Annotated in this window: 22 protein-coding genes; 15 read left to right on the forward strand and 7 right to left on the reverse strand. The window is 59.4% G+C overall.

Going from position 1 to position 18,970, the window contains the following annotated elements; translation table 11 throughout:
• Positions 1-65: 65 nt before the first annotated feature.
• The 5 genes from I6N98_RS01615 to I6N98_RS01635 form a co-directional block, all read right to left on the reverse strand.
• A complete protein-coding gene (locus tag I6N98_RS01615) occupies positions 66-950 on the reverse strand; it encodes an FAD:protein FMN transferase (RefSeq protein WP_198570092.1) in 885 nt (294 codons plus the stop codon).
• Positions 951-995: 45 nt separating this feature from the next.
• On the reverse strand, positions 996-2,774 hold the full coding sequence (locus I6N98_RS01620; RefSeq protein ID WP_198570093.1) for a protein-disulfide reductase DsbD family protein: 1,779 nt from the start codon (positions 2,772-2,774) through the stop codon (positions 996-998).
• A 115-nt stretch (positions 2,775-2,889) separates the two neighbouring features.
• Positions 2,890-4,197 carry a DUF3570 domain-containing protein gene (locus tag I6N98_RS01625; protein ID WP_198570094.1) on the reverse strand — a complete coding sequence of 436 codons (1,308 nt, stop codon included), beginning with the start codon at positions 4,195-4,197 and terminating at the stop codon, positions 2,890-2,892.
• Positions 4,198-4,218: 21 nt separating this feature from the next.
• Positions 4,219-4,434, reverse strand: coding sequence for a DUF4266 domain-containing protein (locus I6N98_RS01630; protein WP_232787429.1), 216 nt, complete (start codon positions 4,432-4,434; stop codon positions 4,219-4,221).
• A 33-nt stretch (positions 4,435-4,467) separates the two neighbouring features.
• Positions 4,468-4,947 carry a TlpA family protein disulfide reductase gene (locus I6N98_RS01635; RefSeq protein ID WP_198570095.1) on the reverse strand — a complete coding sequence of 160 codons (480 nt, stop codon included), beginning with the start codon at positions 4,945-4,947 and terminating at the stop codon, positions 4,468-4,470.
• 114 nt (positions 4,948-5,061) lie between these two features.
• On the opposite strand from I6N98_RS01635, the gene I6N98_RS01640 reads away from it, so the two are divergent.
• The 3 genes from I6N98_RS01640 to I6N98_RS01650 all read left to right on the forward strand — a co-directional run bounded on the left by I6N98_RS01640 (position 5,062) and on the right by I6N98_RS01650 (position 6,633).
• Positions 5,062-5,325 carry a hypothetical protein gene (locus I6N98_RS01640; RefSeq protein WP_198570096.1) on the forward strand — a complete coding sequence of 88 codons (264 nt, stop codon included), beginning with the start codon at positions 5,062-5,064 and terminating at the stop codon, positions 5,323-5,325.
• Positions 5,326-5,433: 108 nt separating this feature from the next.
• The gene (locus I6N98_RS01645; protein WP_198570097.1) at positions 5,434-6,291 is read left to right on the forward strand and encodes an LLM class F420-dependent oxidoreductase; all 858 of its coding nucleotides are present in this window, start codon (positions 5,434-5,436) and stop codon (positions 6,289-6,291) included.
• A gap of 90 nt (positions 6,292-6,381) precedes the next feature.
• Positions 6,382-6,633, forward strand: a complete 252-nt coding sequence (locus I6N98_RS01650) for a DUF1145 domain-containing protein (RefSeq protein ID WP_198570098.1) — start codon at positions 6,382-6,384, stop codon at positions 6,631-6,633.
• 17 nt (positions 6,634-6,650) lie between these two features.
• Here the strand turns inward: I6N98_RS01650 and trxC are convergent, their stop codons facing one another.
• On the reverse strand, positions 6,651-7,085 hold the full coding sequence (gene trxC / locus I6N98_RS01655) for a thioredoxin TrxC (RefSeq protein WP_198570099.1): 435 nt from the start codon (positions 7,083-7,085) through the stop codon (positions 6,651-6,653).
• A gap of 182 nt (positions 7,086-7,267) precedes the next feature.
• Between trxC and glyA the strand changes: the two genes are divergently transcribed.
• The 12 genes from glyA (at position 7,268) to I6N98_RS01715 (ending at position 16,912) form a co-directional block, all read left to right on the forward strand.
• Complete coding sequence (gene glyA / locus I6N98_RS01660) at positions 7,268-8,530, forward strand: serine hydroxymethyltransferase (RefSeq protein WP_198570100.1); 1,263 nt, start codon at positions 7,268-7,270, stop codon at positions 8,528-8,530.
• An 80-nt stretch (positions 8,531-8,610) separates the two neighbouring features.
• Positions 8,611-9,108: a transcriptional regulator NrdR gene (gene nrdR / locus I6N98_RS01665; protein WP_198570101.1), complete on the forward strand. Its 498-nt coding sequence runs from the start codon at positions 8,611-8,613 to the stop codon at positions 9,106-9,108.
• Entirely contained in the window at positions 9,105-10,247 is a 1,143-nt protein-coding gene (gene ribD / locus I6N98_RS01670) for a bifunctional diaminohydroxyphosphoribosylaminopyrimidine deaminase/5-amino-6-(5-phosphoribosylamino)uracil reductase RibD (protein WP_232787430.1), read from the forward strand. The genes nrdR and ribD overlap by 4 nt, the downstream gene beginning before the upstream one ends.
• Positions 10,248-10,259: 12 nt before the next feature.
• On the forward strand, positions 10,260-10,952 hold the full coding sequence (locus tag I6N98_RS01675; RefSeq protein WP_198570102.1) for a riboflavin synthase: 693 nt from the start codon (positions 10,260-10,262) through the stop codon (positions 10,950-10,952).
• 1 nt (position 10,953) lies between these two features.
• Positions 10,954-12,075 (forward strand): bifunctional 3,4-dihydroxy-2-butanone-4-phosphate synthase/GTP cyclohydrolase II, encoded by a 1,122-nt coding sequence (gene ribBA, locus I6N98_RS01680; protein ID WP_198570103.1) that lies wholly within the window; start codon positions 10,954-10,956, stop codon positions 12,073-12,075.
• Between the two features lie 36 nt (positions 12,076-12,111).
• The gene (gene ribH, locus I6N98_RS01685) at positions 12,112-12,573 is read left to right on the forward strand and encodes a 6,7-dimethyl-8-ribityllumazine synthase (protein WP_198570104.1); all 462 of its coding nucleotides are present in this window, start codon (positions 12,112-12,114) and stop codon (positions 12,571-12,573) included.
• A gap of 126 nt (positions 12,574-12,699) precedes the next feature.
• Positions 12,700-13,200: a transcription antitermination factor NusB gene (gene nusB / locus I6N98_RS01690; protein WP_198571501.1), complete on the forward strand. Its 501-nt coding sequence runs from the start codon at positions 12,700-12,702 to the stop codon at positions 13,198-13,200.
• Between the two features lies 1 nt (position 13,201).
• On the forward strand, positions 13,202-14,152 hold the full coding sequence (thiL, locus tag I6N98_RS01695) for a thiamine-phosphate kinase (protein ID WP_198570105.1): 951 nt from the start codon (positions 13,202-13,204) through the stop codon (positions 14,150-14,152).
• A 2-nt stretch (positions 14,153-14,154) separates the two neighbouring features.
• A complete protein-coding gene (locus tag I6N98_RS01700) occupies positions 14,155-14,628 on the forward strand; it encodes a phosphatidylglycerophosphatase A family protein (RefSeq protein WP_198570106.1) in 474 nt (157 codons plus the stop codon).
• 86 nt (positions 14,629-14,714) lie between these two features.
• On the forward strand, positions 14,715-15,080 hold the full coding sequence (locus I6N98_RS01705; RefSeq protein WP_198570107.1) for a cytochrome b562: 366 nt from the start codon (positions 14,715-14,717) through the stop codon (positions 15,078-15,080).
• Between the two features lie 11 nt (positions 15,081-15,091).
• On the forward strand, positions 15,092-15,865 hold the full coding sequence (locus tag I6N98_RS01710) for a sulfite exporter TauE/SafE family protein (protein WP_232787431.1): 774 nt from the start codon (positions 15,092-15,094) through the stop codon (positions 15,863-15,865).
• 114 nt (positions 15,866-15,979) lie between these two features.
• Entirely contained in the window at positions 15,980-16,912 is a 933-nt protein-coding gene (locus I6N98_RS01715; protein WP_198570108.1) for a glutathione S-transferase family protein, read from the forward strand.
• Between the two features lie 89 nt (positions 16,913-17,001).
• Here the strand turns inward: I6N98_RS01715 and I6N98_RS01720 are convergent, their stop codons facing one another.
• Complete coding sequence (locus I6N98_RS01720) at positions 17,002-18,882, reverse strand: DEAD/DEAH box helicase (protein ID WP_198570109.1); 1,881 nt, start codon at positions 18,880-18,882, stop codon at positions 17,002-17,004.
• Between the last annotated feature and the right edge of the window lie 88 nt (positions 18,883-18,970).

An 18,970-nucleotide genomic window follows, 5' to 3' on the forward strand; every position in this document is an offset into this window, starting at 1 on the left:
CTTCTTTCTTGAGACAAGCCTTTTTCGCAATAAACCGTTTTTACAGTACATCAGGATAGCGCCGCTTAACGTTGAACCCATTGCAATACCTCTTGAGCGGCGAGAAAGGCTTCGGCCTCCTGGCCCTCCAGCATGGCCAGTGTCGCCAGTAAGCCGGCCTCAATGCAGGTGCTGGCGGCCACGGTCACCGAGCGCGGTGCGCCCATCACCGGCCAACCTGTGCGGGGGTTGAGAACGTGGGGGTAGCGTTTGCCCTTTTTAAGCAGGAAGCGGCGGGCATCGCCACTGGTGGCCAGACCGCCGCGCTGTAACTGAATCATGGCCGACTGCAGTCCACCGATACTTTCCACCCCCACCAGCCAATGGGGCTGGCCGGCTGGGGGTGCGGTAGCAAACAAATCGCCGCCAAAGTTAATCAGTACAGGCGTGTCGGTGAGCTCCAGCACCAGTGCGGCGGCGCGGTCCACCGCGTACTCTTTGCCGATACCGCCAAAATCGATCTCCATCCCCGGCTGCAGGCGCAGGGTGGGGGACTGCCAGTGTAGTTTTTCCCAGCCGACGACTTGAAGTAGTGAGTCGATCTGCGACTGGGCGGGCAGGCGATCGCTGCCGTCAAATTTCCAGGCCCGGCGCAGTACACCGGAGGTCAGGTCAAAGGCGCCGTCGCTGATCTGATAGGCCTGCTGGGCAAAATCCAGTAACTGAGCGGTTTCCCCATCGACTTCTACTGGCTCGCCATTGGCATTGTTGATGCGGTAGACAATATTGTCGTTGCGATAGCGGGAGAACGTGCCTTCGATTCGCCAGGCCTCCTGGGCGACGGTCTCGGCCACGCGCTGCGCCAGCTCAGGGTCAGTACTGTCAATCAGCACCTCGCAGGGACTGGCCATGGCGTCAAACTGCCCTGCCAGTCCGCTATCGGTATGCTTGAAAGTCAGTTGCCGCTGCATTTTCCTGGATGCCGATTTGTGATTTTAGACTCGCGATAAAAAGTATTAACTACCTTGAGCGGCTTTAAAAGCCGTGAGGACTTTTTCTTTGCTCAGCAGTTGCGGTAGCACGACTGCCGGCTTGCCACTGCCGGGGAAGAACACATACAGCGGCACACCGGAACGCTGATAGTGGGCCAACAAGCGACTGACCTCGGCATTGCGATTGGTCCAGTCCGCCTTCATATAGCGAATATGCTGCGTGCTCATGGCGTTTTTAACGGTGTCGGTGCCCAGGGCGATTTTTTCATTGGCCTTGCAGGTGATGCACCAGTCGGCAGTGACATTGAGAAAGATCGGCCCGCCGTCCTGGTGCAGCGCCGATAGCCGCGCCGGGCTATAGCGCAGGGCGTCGCCGTCCGCAGTGAGGGGGAACTTGCTCTGTTCTGTGGAGGGCGTCTGGATAGCAGCGGTCTCCGGCGTTATCCCCGACAATACCAGTGCGGCTCCCAAACAGGCGCTCACGGCCAGGCCACGGTGCCAGCGGGTGGGTTTGTTCCAGAAATACACCGCCACTGCGACAAACACGCAGCCCACCAATACCAGCATGGCGGCATTGATGCCGGCCTGACGGCCCAGTACCCACAGTAACCAAATGCCAGTGAGGTACATGGGAAAGGCCATAATCTCTTTGAGGGTGACCATCCAGTTGCCGGGCCTGGGGAGCAGGCGCCCCAGGCCCGGTACAATCGATATCAGCAGGAAGGGCGTGGCCATGCCCAGGCCCAGAGCCAAAAATATGGTCAAGGCAATCGGCATGGGCTGAGTCAGCGCAAAGCCAAGCGAAGCCCCCATAAATGGCGCGGTGCAGGGGCTGGCTACGACCACGGCCAATACGCCAGTAAAGAACGACCCACTTAAGCCGCCTTTTTCAACTAAGTTTTGACCGACGCCTGTCAGCCCGCTACCCAGTTCGATGGCGCCAGAAAAACTCAGGCCCATGATAAAAAACAGGTAGACCAAGGCCGCGACGAACCAGGGTGATTGCAGCTGATAGCCCCAGCCCAGTTCCTGCCCAGAGGCTCGCAGCAATATAAGCAGGCCGGCCACCAACATAAAGCTGGCCACGACGCCGGCGGTATAGATCAAGCCGTGCATTCGCCGTTCCCCGGCGGAGCTGTCGCTGCTCTCCAACAGGCCGATTGCCTTGAGCGCCAGAACCGGAAACACGCAGGGCATGAGGTTGAGGATCAGTCCGCCGGCGAAGGCCAATGCAGCCATGGCCAGCAGTTGCGGTATTGAGAATACTCCGATGCTGCTTGCCGTGCCGGCGTCGAGGGTGGTGCCGATCTCGTTGTCGCTGTTGATAGTGCTCGTGCTGCCCCCATCAATGCGGGTGAGGGTTCCGCTGTCTGGCTCGACCCGATAGAGGCGGTGGTTGGGGGGATAGCACAGTCCGGCATCGGCGCAGCCCTGGGAACTGACGCGCAGGGTGAAGGGATCTCTCGTGGGCAGGGCGAGTTGGGCCTTGAGCTGGTGGTAGAACACCTCGACATCGCCAAAGTACTCGTCACGCTTGTGCTTACCCCGGGGTAATTTTATAGCGAGGGATTGGCTGTGCTCGCCTTCTATTATTGCGGCTTTGAAACGAGAGCCGTAAAGGTAATAACCCTCGGCAATGTGCCAGCGGATTAGCAGCGTATCGCCGTCTATTTCCGGCGTCATTTGGTAGGCCTGCTCGACGGGCAGGAATTGCTCGGCGTTGGATTCCACGTCGGTGGCATGGGCCGAGCTGGACAACAGCAAATTGAGAATAACAACAATGTAGATAACGGATATTTTCATACTGGCCACCCATTTTGACCGGGGTAGAACAAAAAAGGCGCGACTTCCGGGGAAGGGCGCCAAAGCTCTGCCGGATGTCGCGGTAGTATTGCCCGGCAGTGAGGGAGACCCTGGTTTAAAAGTCGTACACCACTCGCAACATAAGGGCGTCAACATCCGGATACAGTTCCTGCTTGTTGAGTTCGCCAAACTTGCCGTCTGGCTCATTACCGCTTTGCAGGTAGTACTCCAGCGCCACGCTCCAACTGTTGTTGGGGTTGTCCTGCCCCAGCTCGGCGCCGAAGGTATAGCCGTTAAACTCCCCCAGTCGATAGTCAGCTGACGCTTCGACCTTGTCGTTGCCGGCCACCGGTTGGCTGCCGTCCACAAAGAAGGGGGTGTAGAAATCCGCCGCGCTCTGTTGGTACAGCCTGATATGGGGTTGCAGGTAGAGGGTGTCGCCAAATTTCCAGCGGTAGCGCAGATCGATGGTGTGGGAGCTAATGCCCCAGTCGTCCACCATAAAGCGGTAGGAGGCATCCAGCACATCGCCGCCGATGTAGCGTTTGTACTGCCCATATAGGCTGTGCTTCAGCCGGCTGTCGGGGCGGTTTTCGTAGACCACGCTGGGGAGATTAGGCTCGTTGCCATTGGTGAACAAAGGGCGGCCGCTTACCGGGTCCACCACGCTGATAATTTTATACGGGTCGGTCAGATAGCCACTGGATTGGCTCAGTGAATAATTGACCTGGAAAAGGCTGTTTTTGTCGATGACCTGGGTGACCCCGGCCACCAGGTCAAACAGCGTTTTGGTATCGCTGCTGCCATCCCGTGGCTGGCTGGCATCGGCCTCCTGCATCACGCCAAAGGCGATAGGCTTGCCGCCCACCGGATCGATGGCGTCGACGCCAGCGGAAATACCGCCGTTCCACGTGGTATTGCCCTGGTTGGTATCCCAGGCGAAAGACGAGTTTATCGACAGTGACTGGTAGTCGTATTCCGATGATACATTCCCCCCCAGAACCATGGTGAGGTCTTTGGAGAGGGGGCGCTCCCAGGCCGCATTCAGTGCGACTCGGGTGTCTTTAAAGGATTCGTCCAGCGGGATCTCGCCGGCCTTAACGCTATAGCTGCTATGGCCGGAGGGTGTGGTGAAGGTTTGTGGCCGATCGGTGGGTACAGCGCCGCTGCCCGAGGCACCGGTCAGGGTGTCCAGCGTTAGCTTCAACGATAGGGTTTCGTCGGTGTCTATTTGCTTGACCGCCTTGATAACGGGCTCTGCGGCGCTGACCCGGTCGGTCTCGTTGTAAAACAGTAGTGCGGCACTGACATCCCAGTCACCCACGTCGTGGGCGTTTTCAGCTAGGGCGGCATTGGCGCCCACCAACGCGCAGCTGGCGGCGGCCAATGACAGGCGAATCGATTTTTTGTGGTGAGTTTTCATAGCGTGATTCCTGACTCCCTATCAGTTACAGCCGCAGCCACCGCCGCCGAAGCTGCGGCCGCCGCTGGAAGCTTCTTTGCTGAAGTAGATGTGATCGTCCAGGGCCGAGCGCAGTGGCGAGCTGTCCAGCGCCATTTCCGGTTTGGCCAGGTTTTGCCGCTCCCAGGGTTCAACACCCAGGCTGCTGCAGGCGCTGAGAGAGAGGCCGGCCATTAACAACAAAGCTAGTTTTTTCATCGTCGTCTCGCTAAATCGTGGCAGGTGAAGTCGCTAAGGCTGGATGGCGCGTTGAATGGCGCTGTCCAACTTCTCTGGTGTGCTTTTGGTGAAGCCGATATGCTTCAGTAGAAGTTGCCCCCGGCGGTCAAACAGGAAGGAGTTGGGCATGCCCGCCACCTGGAATTGCTGGGCAACGTGGCCGCTGGGATCATGAAATACTGGGAAGCTTGGTTTGAACTGGTCGATAAAAGAGCGGGCGCTATCGGCGTCTTCGTCGAGGTTAATTGTGACTACAGCTAGGTCATTGCCATAGCGGCTGACCAGCGTGTTCATGTAGGGGAAAGAGGCGCGACAGGGGCCGCACCAGGACGCCCAAAAATCCAAGTACACGACCTTGCCGCGGTAATCGTCCAGATTGAAACCGGATGCCGGTAACATCGGCGCCGCAGTCGAAGCCAATGCCGCCTGACTCAGACCGGCGGCCCATAAGATCAGGGGGGCGATAATGAGGAATACAAGTCTGCGCTTCATGCCGTTACCATTTCCTGCTGGGTGGTGTAGGCAGACTGTAGGTAGGCAAACTTAAGGAAACATTAAGAAATCCTAAGCTGATTAGAGGTTTCGCTGGTAAACAAGGAGGGTTGAGTGGCTGGAGAAAGTGGCGATGAGTCTGACTATGTCGGGCTTGGCCTGTGGGTGATTTATATAGTGGGGGCTGTGGTGCTGGTGTTTACCGGTTCACTGACCTTTAACCTGCTCCTTAACGGAGTCGACGCGGTGATCGACATCACCCCCCGAATGTCCGAGCAGCGCCGCACCACCGGGGCTTTGCTGCCTTGCCTGGTTGGCTGGTTAGTCCTGGTCGGCATGTGGTACCTGCGCCGTAAGCTCCTGTCGACCGCGCGCTAGACTGGGGGCGCCCTACCTAATCCCAATGATGCCCTGACGCGGCGTTCGGGGCTAAGCTGGTGGCAATGAATCTAAGCACAATAACGATAACTGTTCAGGAGGCACCCCATGCATCTCGGTTTCAGCACCATGAATACCCCCAAGGACCCCGACCCCAGGGAGCTGGCAGTCAAGCTTGAAGAGGCGGGCTTCGATTCGCTGTGGACGGGAGAGCACAGCCATATTCCCCGCTGTCGGACGACGCCCTATCCCGGTGGCGGCGAGTTGCCCGAGCCCTATTTGTGTATGCGGGACCTCTACGTGTCGTTGATGGCGGCGGCGGGTGTGACCACCAAACTCAAACTGGGGACCGGTATTGCGTTGATGATGGAGCGCGAATTGTTCTCCCAGGCCAAGACCATGGCCACCCTGGATTTGCTGAGCGAGGGCCGGCTGATGATCGGCGTGGGTGTGGGCTGGAACCGGGAAGAGTTTGAGAATGTCAGCCACATTCCCTTCAATAAACGCTATAGCGGCTTGGAAGAGACCGTAGCTGCAACCCGGGCGCTATTCCGGGATGAAGCTCCCGAATATCACGGCAAATATATCGATTTTGACCCGGTGTGGTTTGAGCCCAAGCCGCAGCAGGCCGGCGGGCCGCCTATTTTGTTTGGTGCCATGGGGCCGGTGGGTATTGAGCACGCCGCACGCTGGGCTGACGGTTGGATGCCGGTGGACGTGGCGATGCCGGATATGACCGCCGATATTGCCAATTTCAAAAAACGGGTGGCAGAATTGGGCCGCGACCCCGAGGCGATAGATATCTCGGTGGTGGCAATGGGGGAGGTCAGTCGCGACCTGCTGCTGCGCTATCGAGACGCCGGTGCCACCCGGACGATTATTGGCGTGGGCATGGACAACTGGGACAAGCCAGAGATGGTGGAGCCGCTAATTGAGCTGGGGGAAAAAGTGGTGCCGGAGCTCTAAAACGGCGTTTTGGTCCGCGGCCAATTTGAGTCGTTATAAAAGAGCCGTTATCGTCGGCTTCTCTTAATTACGTGCTACTGGAAAAAAATAATGATCGCGAAAGTGTTGACCATTGTGTTGTGGGTGCTGGGGATTATCGCCTGGGTATCACCGGTGCTGGGCCCCGCCACCACCTTTTTTGCCTACCTGGCGGTGGTGTTGTTGGTGGCCCATACCCTGGAAATCTTTATCGCCCTTCCCCACCTTAAGAAATACCCCGGTGGCTTGGCTCAGAGCATCCTGCTGTGCCTGGTGTTCGGCGTGATTCACTGGATGCCACTGAGAAAGCTGGAGCAGGCCTGACTCTGCTCCGGGGCTGATTACAACCCCAAACCGTCCAACCACTGGGCCAGCGCGGCGGGGGGCAGGGCGCCGGCCTGTTCGGCTACCTTCTGCTGACCGCGAAATACCATCAGCGTGGGAATGCTGCGAATGCCGTAACGCTGGGCGCTGGCGACGGCTTTTTCGGTATCCAATTTGATAAAGCGTGCTTTCGGTTCCCGCTGGGCGGCCGCTTGCTCAAATACCGGGGCCATACTCTTGCAGGGCCCGCACCAGGCGGCCCAGAAGTCCACCACCATGGGCAGGTGTTCGTGCTGCTGGTAACGGGCAAAGCCAGCATCGTCGAGGCTGAGGGTTTTACCTAAAAACAGCGGCTGGTGGCATTTTCCGCAGTTGGGGCCGTCGTCCAGACGCTCTTCCGCGACGCGGTTGATGGCCCCGCAACTGGGGCAGAGGGTTTGAATGGCAGGCATCGCTGGGTCCTCATCGACGTAAATCGCTATAAGTTTATTACATCTTTGCGCTGGCGAGTTTGATTTTGCGCAAATCCTTTGTCGCGCGCTCCCCGTAAGTCGCATCAATAACGGTGCCCAATCCGCGCATTTATTGTACAATGCGCGCCTTTTCCAGCCGTATCGATCCCCCGGGAGTAAGCATGTTTAGCAAAGAACTGACTGTTGCCAGTGTTGATGAGGAAATCTGGTCTGCGATTCAAGAGGAAGAGCGCCGCCAGGAAGAGCATATTGAGCTGATTGCCTCGGAGAATTACACCAGCCCAGCAGTGATGGAAGCACAGGGCACCGTGCTGACCAACAAATATGCTGAAGGTTACCCCGGTAAGCGCTACTACGGTGGCTGTGAGTATGTGGACAAGGCCGAGGACCTGGCCATCGAGCGGGCCAAAAAGCTGTTTGGTGCCGACTACGCCAATGTTCAGCCCCACTCCGGTTCCCAGGCCAATGCGGCGGTTTACCAGGCATTGGTTGCCCCGGGTGACACCGTGCTGGGTATGAGCCTGGACGCCGGCGGTCACCTGACCCACGGCGCCAAGCCCAACTTCTCCGGTAAAACCTATAATGCGGTGCAGTACGGTCTGAACAACGACACCGGCGAGATCGACTACGCCCAGGTGGAAGCGCTGGCGCTGGAACACAAGCCCAAGATGATCGTGGCGGGCTTCTCGGCGTACTCCGGTATCGTTGATTGGGCAAAATTCCGCGAAATCGCCGATAAAGTGGGTGCCTACCTGATGGTCGACATGGCTCACGTCGCCGGTTTGATTGCGGCGGGTGTCTACCCCAACCCAGTGCCCATCGCCGACGTGGTTACCACCACCACCCACAAAACCCTGCGCGGCCCCCGGGGCGGTCTGATTCTGGCCAAAGCCAACGAAGAGGTCGAGAAAAAGCTTAACTCGGCAGTCTTCCCCGGTGGTCAGGGCGGCCCCTTGATGCACGTGATTGCCGCCAAGGCAATCAGCTTTAAAGAAGCCATGGCGCCGGAATTTACCGACTACCAAAAGCAGGTGGTCGCCAATGCCCAGGCCATGGCCAAGACCTTTATCGAGCGCGGTATTAACATCGTCTCCGGTGGCACCCACAACCACCTGATGTTGGTGGACCTGATCGGCAAGCCCTACACCGGCAAAGATGCCGACGCGGCATTGGGCGCGGCTAACATCACTGTGAACAAAAATGCGGTCCCCAACGACCCCCGTTCACCCTTCATCACCAGCGGCCTGCGGGTCGGTACCCCGGCGGTAACCACCCGCGGCTTCAAAGAGGCGGAGTGCGTCGAGCTGGCCAACTGGATGTGCGACGTGCTGGAAGCCCTGGAAGCCGGTGACGCCTCTGCCAAGATCGAAGAAGTGAAGGGCAAGGTGCTGGAAATCTGCAAAAAATTCCCGGTCTACGGCTAAGACGCCTTATCGCGGTGCCCCTTAAGTGGCGCCGCCACAAGCTGCTAAGCTTGTAGTACTGAAGCGAGAGGCATTCTGCGATGCGTTGCCCATTCTGCGACTTTGACGATACCAAGGTCATCGACTCACGGCTGGTAGCCGAAGGTGGGCAGGTGCGTCGGCGTCGCGAGTGCCTGTCCTGTAGTGAGAGATTCACTACCTATGAAAGTGCCGAGCTGCTGATGCCCAAGGTCATCAAGACCGATGGCTCCCGGGAACCTTTCGACGAGGAAAAGCTGCGCTCGGGGATTCGCAAAGCGCTGGAGAAGCGCCCGGTCAGTGTCGAACGGATCGAGGCGGAAATCAGCGATCTCAAGCGTCGCTTGCAGGCTACCGGTGAGCGGGAAGTCCACAGCCGGGATGTTGGCGAGCAGGTCATGGAGGCCCTCAAGGCGCTGGACCACGTTGCCTACGTGCGCTTTGCCTCGGTCTACCGCAGCTTTCAAGATCTGGATGAGTTTCGCGCCGAGATCGATCGCCTCTCCGCTGAACCGGGTGGCGTCGACCTCAAAGGCAGCGTCGATCTCAAAAAACTATGACCTCCCCCTCCGGCGACAGGCCCTTCTCCCAGTCCGATCGGGAGTGGATGGCCAGGGCACTGCAACTGGCGGCGCTGGGGCGGGACTCCACCAGCCCCAACCCCCGGGTGGGCTGCGTGCTGACCCGGAACGACCAGCTGTTGGCCGAGGGCTGGCACCAGTGGGCCGGCGAGGGCCACGCCGAAGTCAACGCCCTGGCTCAGGTCGAGGATGCCAGCGGTGCCACCGCCTACGTCACTCTGGAACCCTGCAGTCACCAGGGCAAAACGCCGCCCTGTGCCGACGCGCTGATTCGCGCCGGAGTTAGCCGGGTGGTGGTGGCGATGAGCGACCCCAATCCGCTGGTGGCGGGGCGGGGACTGGCGCGCCTGCAGGAAACCGGCATCAAAGTCAGTAGCGGTTTGCTGGAGGCTCAGGCCAGAGAATTGAATAAGGGCTTTGTGCGGCGAATGGAAGGCGGCCTGCCCTGGCTGCGGGCCAAATCGGCCATGAGTCTGGATGGCCGCACTGCGATGGCCTCGGGCGAAAGCCAGTGGATTACCGGTGCCGATGCCAGGGCCGATGTGCAGCGCCTGCGGGCCCAAAGCTGTGCCATTGTCAGCGGCGTGGAAACGGTGGTCATGGACAATGCCGCGCTGACAGTGCGGCCGGAGAGCTTTGGCGGCAGTCCCGAGCAGCGCTGGCGGCAGCCGCTGCGGGTGATTGTCGATGGCAGCTTGCGCACACCGCCGTCGGCCAAGTTGTTTGATGGCGGTGGCGAAATTGTGTTTGCCACCGCCAGTCAGGACGCCACCAAGCGCGAAGCCCTGGCAGCGCGGGGCGCCGGGTTTATCGACCTGGCCGGCGATGACCAGGGTCGTTTGGCGCCGGAGGCGGTGATGATGGCCCTGGCGGAGCGCGGCTGTAACGAGGTCTTGCTGGAGGCCGGTGCCAATCTGGTGGGTAGCTTCTTACAGGCCGGGCTGGTGGATGAGTGGTTTGTGTATATGGCGCCCTGCCTGATGGGCAGCGCGGGTCGCCCCCTGGCGCAGTGGCCGATGGCCACTATGGCTGAGCAGCAGGCGCTGGAGATTGTCGATATTCGCGCCGTGGGCCGGGATTGGCGAATTCACTGCAAGCCGGCATTGAACAATGAGTAAAAACGGACGCTGATGTTTACTGGCATTATCGAAGCAGTTGGCACGGTCGCCGCCTTACAGAGCAAAGGTGGCGACCTGCGCTTGCGAGTGCGCAGTGGCAAACTGCCGCTGGCGGAGGTCAAGCTGGGCGACAGTATTGCCACCAATGGCGTGTGCCTGACGGTGGTGGACCTTCCCGGCGACGGTTACTGGGCGGACGTGTCCCGGGAAACCCTGGCCTATAGCACGTTGGGGCAGCTTCAGGTCGGTCAGTCGCTGAACCTGGAGCGGGCGATGGCCGCCGACGGTCGCTTTGATGGCCATATCGTCAGCGGGCACTGCGACGGGGTCGGCAGTATTGCCTCTATTGCGCGGGACGCCCGCTCGGTGCGGGTGCAAATCGATGCCCCCACTGAGCTGGCTCGCTATATTGCCCACAAGGGCTCTATTTGCGTGGACGGTGTCAGTCTCACCGTCAACAAGGTTGAAGGGCGACGCTTCGACCTCAATATCGTGCCCCACACCGCCGCGGAAACCATTATCAGCGGTTATCGCAGTGGCGATACGGTAAACCTGGAGGTGGACGTGGTGGCCCGGTATCTGGAGAGGCTGCTAACGGCCGGAGCCGAGCATACTGTTGACGGCGCCGATGGTGGCGCGGATAGTGCGGGCGGCGGTCTCACCCTGGCCAAGTTGGCCGACAATGGCTTTTTAAAGGCAAAGTAATATGGCGTTTAGCAAAACCGAAGAACTGATTCAGGACATCCGTCTGGGCAAGATGGTGATTCTGATGGACGACGAAGATCGCGAGAACGAGGGCGATCTGGTGATGGCCGCCGAGTGTGTGCGTCCTCAGGATATCAATTTTATGGCCACCCACGGTCGCGGCCTGATTTGTATGCCGATGACCCGGGAGCGCTGCGAACAGCTTAATCTGCCCTTGATGGTGGACCGCAACGCGTCTGGTTTTGGCACCAAGTTCACCCTGTCCATTGAGGCCCGGGAAGGGGTGACTACCGGAATTTCTGCGGCGGATCGCGCCCACACCGTGCGCACCGCCGCTGCCAAGAATGCCACCGCCGACGATATCGTCCAGCCTGGGCATATCTTCCCGCTTATGGCAGAGCCAGGCGGCGTCTTGAGCCGGGCCGGCCACACCGAGGCTGCCTGCGATCTGGCGCGCCTGGCAGGTTTTGCTCCCACCGGGGTGATCTGCGAAATCATGAATCCCGACGGCACGATGGCCCGCCGGGAAGACCTGGAAACCTTCGCCGCCGAGCACGACATCAAGATGGGCACCATCGCCGACTTGATTCACTACCAGGTGCTCAATGAGCGCACCGTAGAGCGCATTAGCAGCGGTCCCATCAACACCGATTTTGGCGAGTTTACGCTGCACGCCTATCGGGATTCCGTCGCCGGCGAGCTGCACTTTGCAGTACAGAAGGGCGACGTCGATCCCGATCAGCCCACGCTGGTGCGGGTGCACCTGGGCTCGTCGATCCGCGACCTGTTGCACACCCAGGCACCGGGTACCACCTCGGGCTGGAATATGCATCGCTGTCTGTCCGCCATTGCCCAACACGGCGGGCTGGTCATACTGCTGGCCAACCGGGAAAACCCCGAAGATATTCTCGCCGAGCTGGATGTGGCTCGCGGATTACAAACGCCCAAGCAGGGTGACAGCATTCAGTATCAGAACACTTTCTTTAATGTCGGCTTGGGCTCGCAGATCCTTCGGGATATGGGGGCCGGGAAAATCCGCCTGATGGGCGCGCCGGTGAAGTATAATGCCATCTCCGGGTTCGACCTCGAGGTGGTGGAGTTTGTCAGCCCGGACGATTTGTAAAACTGGCCAGAAATTGAATCGCAACAAGGATTAATTATGAAAACCATCGAAGGAGTCTTCACCGGCGCGGCGGGTCAATTCGCCATTGTGGTGGGCCGCTGGAACAGTTTTGTGGTGGAGAGCCTGCTGGAAGGCGCCCTGGATGCGCTGCGCCGTCACGGTGTTAGCGAAGACGATATCACTATCGTTCGCGCCCCCGGTGCTTTTGAAATCCCGCTGGTATGCCAGAAAGTCGCAGCGTCAAAAAAATATGACGCCATTATTGCCCTGGGTGCAGTGATCCGTGGTGGCACACCCCATTTTGAATATGTGGCCGGCGAGTGCACCAAGGGTTTGGCACAAGTGTCTATGCAGCACGATGTGCCGGTGGCCTTCGGTGTGCTGACCGTGGACAGCATCGAGCAGGCCATTGAGCGGGCCGGCACCAAGGCCGGCAACAAAGGGGAAGAAGCGGCCATGTCGGCGCTGGAAATGGTCAGCCTGCTCAAGCAGCTGTAAGGCGCTCCATTTCACTGATTACGCCGCCGTTGAACACACGGCGGCGGTTCTTTATTCAAGTTTACGCGAGAGCAAACCGTGGCTTACTCCGAACATCGCACAACCCAACAGCAGGCGCGCAGCCAAATGGCAGCGCACCGGCGCAAAGCCCGGCACTACGCCTTGCAGGCCCTGTATCAGTGGCAAATTGCCCGCCAGGCCCTCAACGATATCGAAGCGCAGTTTCTCAGCGACTACGATATGGCCAATGTGGATACCGACTTCCTCCATGAGCTAGTCCACGGCATTCCCGCCGAAATCACCGAACTTCAGGCGCTGTTTGAACCCCATCTCGACCGTGAGCTGGACGACCTGGACCCCATTGAATTGACGCTGTTGCGCATGGGCAGCTACGAGCTGCTGCGTCGTATCGATGTGCCCTACAAAGTCGCCATCAACGAGACGGTCAATCTTGCTAAACGCTTTGGCGCCACTGATGGTTTTCGCTACATAAATGGTGTGTTAGATAAGGTGGCGGCCGAGGTGAGGGCGGTGGAAGTCAGCGCGGAAAAAGGCGCGGCCAAGAAAAATGGCGCCCAAAAAGATAACGCCGCTGGCGACGACGCTGAGCAAAGCTCGCGGAGTTAATGTGCCGTTGGGCGAATTCGAGCTCATCGAATCCTATTTTCGGCGCGGGTTTCCCGCCAGCGCCGCCGTCAGTGTGGCCAATGGCGATGACTGCGCCGGTCTAATGCTGCCACCTGGGGAGCAAGTGCTGACCTCTGTCGATACCCTGGTGGAGTCGGTGCACTTTCCCGTTGATGCGCCAGCCGAGGCGCTGGGCTATCGCAGCCTGATGGTAGCGGCCAGTGATCTTGCCGCCTGTGGTGCGACTCCCCATGCCTTTACCCTTTGTTTGACTGCCCCCGAGCTTGAAGAATCGTGGTTGGCGGCCTTTTCGGCCGGCCTGGCCCGTGCGGCGGCTGACTGTGGCATGGCGCTGATCGGCGGCGATACCACCCGCGGGCCGCTGGCCCTTAGCGTGCAGGTGCTGGGCAGTGCGCCGGTGGGCTCTGCCCTGCTGCGCGGTGGCGCCGCTGCCGGGGACGATATCTATGTGTCGGGGAGCCTGGGTGATGCCAGAGCGGCGCTGGCATACCTGCACTGTGAGTCACCGGCGGACTCCCATCGGGAATTGCTACAGCGCTATTGGTATCCCCGCGCCAGGTTGGTTTTGGGGCAGGCGCTGCGAGGCATTGCCTCGGCGGCGATCGACCTTTCTGACGGCTTGGCGGCCGACCTTACTCATATTCTCCAGGCCAGCGAAGTGGGCGCCGACATTGAGTTACAGAGACTGCCGCTCTCATCGGCGCTGCTGGCTGCCGATGAAGCGCCCCACAATACAGCCTTGGCCGGGGGCGACGACTACGAGCTGTGTTTCACCGCTGCGCCTTCCCAGCGAGAGGCGATTGCCGGCTTGGCCCATCGACTCGCTTTGCCCTTGACCCGTATTGGCGAGACCCGTGCTACAGCTGGTCTGCGCTGCGTCGACGGGCAGGGCAAGGATCACCCCCTACCTTCAGGTTATCGACACTTCTGACTATGAAAGCCATCCCCACCTCAATGTTGAGCAATCCCATTCACCTGCTGTCGCTGGGCTTTGGCAGTGGGTTGTCGCCCAAAGCTCCCGGCACGATGGGCACGGTGGCGGCGTTGCCGCTGTGGTGTGCGCTGCAGTTATTGTCTCCAGCCACATACATTGTAGTGGTGGCGGCCTGTTTTGGACTCGGTGTTTACCTCTGCGGCGAAACAGCCAGGGCACTGGGTGTGCACGACCATGGCGGCATTGTCTGGGACGAGTTTGTGGGCTTGTGGGTGGCGCTTTTTTTAACGCCCTTTGAACCCTTCTGGGTGTTGTTGGGCTTTGCGTTATTTCGGCTGTTTGATATCTGGAAGCCCTGGCCGATCCGGGTGCTGGATGCCAAGGTCCACGGTGGCCTGGGTATTATGGTGGACGACCTGCTGGCGGGCTTTTATGCCTTCGTGGTTCTCCAGCTGTTATATTTAATACCTTAAGAAAAACTCAAAGTCTGGGTGTTAGGCTGTTGGCTCCGGCGTTGTTCGGCGCTGCAATCGTTGTTTTTTTCAAAGGGAGAGATCGAATGAAAAAGTTTGTGACCGGGGTGTTGTCCTTGTGCCTGGTTGTCCTGGTGGGCTGCAGTGAAAGTGAGCTCCACAAATCCATGGAGGGTATGGGCGGTGCCTATAAAGCCATGAAGGACAGCCAGACTGCCGAGGCGATGAAAGCTGAGCTGGACACCTTCAAAGCGCAGCTGGCCATTGCACAAAAACAGCCAGTAAACCCCGAAGACCAAAACACCTTTGACGAAGGGCTGCAAAAAGTCGAAGAGCAAGTGGCTCAGCTGGAGCTGGCGCTGGAGACCGGCAGCCTGGAGGTGGCCAATACCATCCTTGCTCAGCTTCGGGAAATCAATAAGGAATACCACGACAAATTAGGCGTGGAATAAGCGCCGGCGTAGTGGATCATTTGCCGCCATTGCTTGAGCAGCCACTGCTGCTGTTGCTGTCACTGGCGGCGAATGTGCTGTCGGCCATGGCCGGCGGCGGCGCCGGCTTGCTGCAGCTACCGGCGCTGATTTTTCTCGGCCTGCCGCTATCTATGGCCTTGGCCACCCACAAGATAGCCACTGTTGCCCTGGGCTTGGGTGCCACCCTCAAGCATGCCAGGGAGGGGCACACCGCCTGGGGTTTTTCCCTGCTGATGCTGGCGGCGGGCCTACCTGGTGTGGTGGTGGGCGCCAATACTATTCTCTCGGTACCGCCAGCGTTGGCGGAAGTGTCCCTGGGGGTGCTGACCATCGGCCTGGGTGTCTATTCTTACTTTAAAAAACAATTGGGTCAGCAGTACCAGCCGTGTCATCGAGATCTACAGGGTTACCTGTTGGGAGCACTGGGCTTGTTCGCCCTTGGCGTGCTCAATGGCTCACTGACTTCGGGAACGGGCTTGTTTGTCACCGTATGGCTCATTACCTGGTTTGGTTACGACTTTAAGCGCGCCACTGCCTACACCATGATTTTGGTGGGGTTATTCTGGAACGGTACCGGTGCGCTGGCGCTGGCCCTGCAAACCGAGGTGAAGTGGAGCTGGTTACCTGCGCTGTTGCTGGGCTCACTGCTGGGTGGTTACGCTGGCGCCTATTTGGCCATCAAATACAGCAATCCGCTGATCAAGCGGGTGTTTGAAGTGGTCACGGTAGCGGCGGGTGTGGCGTTGATTGTTCAGCATATCTAGTGGTGTTGGCGCCAGGGGCAATGGAGGCTGCTACTGGTGCCATAGTCGGCGCCGATAAACTGCTATAGGGTGGTCTGCGTACCGGCATTTTTGTCTTACCAAGGAGCCCGCCCAATGACGTCCGATTCTTCAGCCCCCTTCATTCTTTATCACTACGGCATGTCGCCCTATGCACAAAAAATCCGCGCCATGCTGGGTTACGCGGGGGTAGATTGGCAGTCCGTGACCACTGCCGGCGCTCCGCCCCGCCCTGAGCTGGCGGCGCTGGCCGGTGGCTATCGCAAAATCCCGGTGGCGCAAATCGGTGCCGATGTGTTTTGCGACAGTCGCACCATTGCCAGGGAAATCGCGGCGCTGGCCGATAAGCCCGCGCTGTCACCCGATAATGTCAGTGAGTCTGCTCAGCAGTGGATAGATCGGGCCGAAGGTCGACTGTTTTTTGCCTGCGTGATTGCCTCTGTGGGCCTTAAATTTACGGTCGGTGCCCTGCGGACGGTGTCGTTAAGTGGCCTTAAGGCCATTATGGTGGATCGCCGCGAAATGGCGAAAACCTCCACCATTCAAGCTCCCGATAAAAAAGAAGCCAAAGCCATGGCGCTAGAGCACTTGGCCCAGGTGGAAGCACAGTTAAGCGGTGAATACTTACTGGGTGCGGAGCCGGAGTTGGCGGATTTTGCTGTCTATCACCCCCTTTGGATGCTCCATGTCAAAGGCGGCAAGCGCTTTGTTCGCCGCTTCCCCAAAACCGTGGCCTGGATCGAGCGCCTCACCGCACTGAGCGCCGGTAACTCCCAGGAAATCACTGCCGATCGGGCGCTGGCAATGGCAAAGCAGTCTCAGCCCCGGACGATCGACGAGGCCGACAAGCAGCACGAGCTGATGGGTAAAACGGTTCGGGTGGGGCCTAATGACTACGCCCAGGACGCCACCGAGGGCAAGTTGGTGGGCAGTACTGCCCACAGCTGGATTGTGGCCCGGGAGCACCCACAAACCGACTTGGTGCATGTGCACTTTCCCAAGCAGGGATTCGACCTAGCCGTTTGTTGATTTCCTATCTGCGTTGCCACTGCGGCGTTGAAAACGGAAATCAACAACCTGCCAGTGGCGGTATAGGGCTAGGTGGCCAGCCCAGACCGCTACTGCGGTTTGGGCTTATTCTTGTTCGGCTTGCCTTTGCCGGGCTTGGCAGGGCGCGACGCCGCCTTGGCCTTGAGGGATTTGCGCTTGGTGTCGCCGGGGGCAGATTTGCGGTGCTCGCTGGGGGCTTTGCGCTTGCGGGGTAGCTTGCCGGGGGGCAGCTCGCCGCTAGTGTTGCGCCTCGGTTCTGGAGACTCGCCAACCCGGCTGATTTTGAGTTGCTGGCCGGATACCCACACCCGCTGTAACTGCTTGAAAATAGGCTTGGGCATGCCCTCGGGCAAATCCACCAAGCTGTGGTCGTCAAAGATCTTAACCCGGCCTATATGCTCGGCGTCGAGACCGGCTTCGTTGGCTAATGCGCCGACAATATTGCCGGGCTGCACACCGTGTTGACGACCGACTTCAATGCGGAAGCGTTCCATGTCCGGCTCGTCGCTAGTGGCAACGCGATGTGTGTCTTTCCGCCCCTTGTCTTTGTCCTTCCGCTTGGCGCTGCTCTCCGTTTCGCTTGAGGCCGTGCTGGCGAGCTTTTTGGGAGGGGCAAACAGTGGTGAATCGCCCTGAGCCAGACAGGCCAGCGCAGCGGCGATATCCAGCCCATCGGCATCTGGATGCTGCTTTTGGAAGTCTTCGATCAGGCTGCGGTAGGGCGCCAGTTTGCCGGCGCTCAATACATCGCTGATGCGTTGCTGGAATTTGGCAATGCGGCGCTCGCTAATGGCCTCGGGGCTGGGCGGCGTCATCGCGGTGATTTTCTGCCGCGTGGCCCGCTCAATGGCGTAGAGCATCCGCTTCTCGCGGGGCGTAATAAAGAGAATGGCCTCGCCGCTGCGGCCGGCACGACCGGTACGACCGATGCGGTGGACGTAGGCTTCGGTATCGTAGGGCACGTCGTAGTTGATGACGTGGCTAATCCGTTCCACGTCCAGGCCCCGGGCGACCACGTCGGTGGCCACCAGGATATCCAATTTGCCGGCCTTGAGGGCGTCCACAGTGCGCTCCCGCTGGGACTGGGGAATGTCGCCGTTGAGTGGTGCCGCGGCGTGGCCCTGGCCCTGCAGTGCTTCGGCCAGTTCAACGGTGGCGGTCTTGGTGCGTACAAAGATGATGCTGGCGTCCCGCTCCTCCACTTCCAGAATACGGGCCAGTGCTTCTTGCTTGCTCATGCCTTTGGCGAGCCAGTAGCGCTGGGCAATATTCTCGGCGGTGGCGGTTTTGGCCTGGATGCGGATTTCTGCCGGCTCGTTCAAATATTGCTGAGCGATGCGCTTGATGGCTGTGGGCATGGTGGCGGAGAACAGCGCCACCTGTCGTTGTGTGGGTAGTTGTTGGAGTATCCACTCAACGTCATCGATGAAGCCCATGCGCAGCATTTCGTCAGCTTCGTCCAGCACCAGGTGGCGGAGCTCATCCAGCACCAGGGTTTTGCGGCGCATATGATCCATTACCCGGCCCGGAGTGCCGACAATGACGTGGGCGCCCCGGCGCAACTCGTCCAGTTGTCCTTTATAGCCCTGGCCACCGTAGATGGGTAGCACCTTAAAGCCAGGCATAAAGTTGGCATAGCGTTCAAAGGCTTCGGCAACCTGGATAGCCAGCTCCCGGGTTGGCGCCAACACCAGTGCCTGAGGCTTACGCCGGGACACGTCGATGCGGGACAGTACCGGCAGTGCGAAAGCCGCTGTTTTGCCCGTGCCGGTTTGCGCCTGTCCCAGTAGGTCCCGGCCGGACAGCAACTCGGGAATCGTGGCGGCCTGAATCGGCGAGGGTGATTCGTAACCCACTTGGTCCAGTGCCATTAACAAGGGAGCGATCAGGTCAAGTTGGTCAAAGCGCTGTGCAGGCGCGGGTGCCGAGTCGGCGGGAGTGCTGGTCATAAATGTGTTACCGGGCCGCTGTGGCGGCGAAGAAGGCGCTTGCATGGCGCGCAATCGAAGGGCGGCGCATTATACCGGGAGTGGCGGC

It is taken from the genome of Spongiibacter nanhainus (assembly GCF_016132545.1).
Taxonomy (GTDB): Bacteria; Pseudomonadota; Gammaproteobacteria; order Pseudomonadales; family Spongiibacteraceae; genus Spongiibacter; species Spongiibacter nanhainus.

Excerpts from the sequence above, each read along its gene's own strand:
- I6N98_RS01625 (WP_198570094.1), bottom strand. The coding sequence starts at position 4,197 with ATGAAAACTCACCACAAAAAATCGATTCGCCTGTCATTGGCCGCCGCC.
- I6N98_RS01720 (WP_198570109.1), bottom strand. The coding sequence starts at position 18,882 with ATGACCAGCACTCCCGCCGACTCGGCACCCGCGCCTGCACAGCGCTTT.
- I6N98_RS01700 (WP_198570106.1), top strand. The coding sequence starts at position 14,155 with ATGAAAGCCATCCCCACCTCAATGTTGAGCAATCCCATTCACCTGCTG.
- I6N98_RS01705 (WP_198570107.1), top strand. The coding sequence starts at position 14,715 with ATGAAAAAGTTTGTGACCGGGGTGTTGTCCTTGTGCCTGGTTGTCCTG.
- nusB (WP_198571501.1), top strand. The coding sequence starts at position 12,700 with ATGGCAGCGCACCGGCGCAAAGCCCGGCACTACGCCTTGCAGGCCCTG.
- I6N98_RS01635 (WP_198570095.1), bottom strand. The coding sequence starts at position 4,947 with ATGAAGCGCAGACTTGTATTCCTCATTATCGCCCCCCTGATCTTATGG.
- I6N98_RS01650 (WP_198570098.1), top strand. The coding sequence starts at position 6,382 with ATGATCGCGAAAGTGTTGACCATTGTGTTGTGGGTGCTGGGGATTATC.
- nrdR (WP_198570101.1), top strand. The coding sequence starts at position 8,611 with ATGCGTTGCCCATTCTGCGACTTTGACGATACCAAGGTCATCGACTCA.
- ribBA (WP_198570103.1), top strand. The coding sequence starts at position 10,954 with ATGGCGTTTAGCAAAACCGAAGAACTGATTCAGGACATCCGTCTGGGC.
- I6N98_RS01645 (WP_198570097.1), top strand. The coding sequence starts at position 5,434 with ATGCATCTCGGTTTCAGCACCATGAATACCCCCAAGGACCCCGACCCC.
- trxC (WP_198570099.1), bottom strand. The coding sequence starts at position 7,085 with ATGCCTGCCATTCAAACCCTCTGCCCCAGTTGCGGGGCCATCAACCGC.
- I6N98_RS01630 (WP_232787429.1), bottom strand. The coding sequence starts at position 4,434 with ATGAAAAAACTAGCTTTGTTGTTAATGGCCGGCCTCTCTCTCAGCGCC.
- I6N98_RS01715 (WP_198570108.1), top strand. The coding sequence starts at position 15,980 with ATGACGTCCGATTCTTCAGCCCCCTTCATTCTTTATCACTACGGCATG.
- I6N98_RS01675 (WP_198570102.1), top strand. The coding sequence starts at position 10,260 with ATGTTTACTGGCATTATCGAAGCAGTTGGCACGGTCGCCGCCTTACAG.
- I6N98_RS01615 (WP_198570092.1), bottom strand. The coding sequence starts at position 950 with ATGCAGCGGCAACTGACTTTCAAGCATACCGATAGCGGACTGGCAGGG.
- I6N98_RS01620 (WP_198570093.1), bottom strand. The coding sequence starts at position 2,774 with ATGAAAATATCCGTTATCTACATTGTTGTTATTCTCAATTTGCTGTTG.
- glyA (WP_198570100.1), top strand. The coding sequence starts at position 7,268 with ATGTTTAGCAAAGAACTGACTGTTGCCAGTGTTGATGAGGAAATCTGG.
- ribD (WP_232787430.1), top strand. The coding sequence starts at position 9,105 with ATGACCTCCCCCTCCGGCGACAGGCCCTTCTCCCAGTCCGATCGGGAG.
- ribH (WP_198570104.1), top strand. The coding sequence starts at position 12,112 with ATGAAAACCATCGAAGGAGTCTTCACCGGCGCGGCGGGTCAATTCGCC.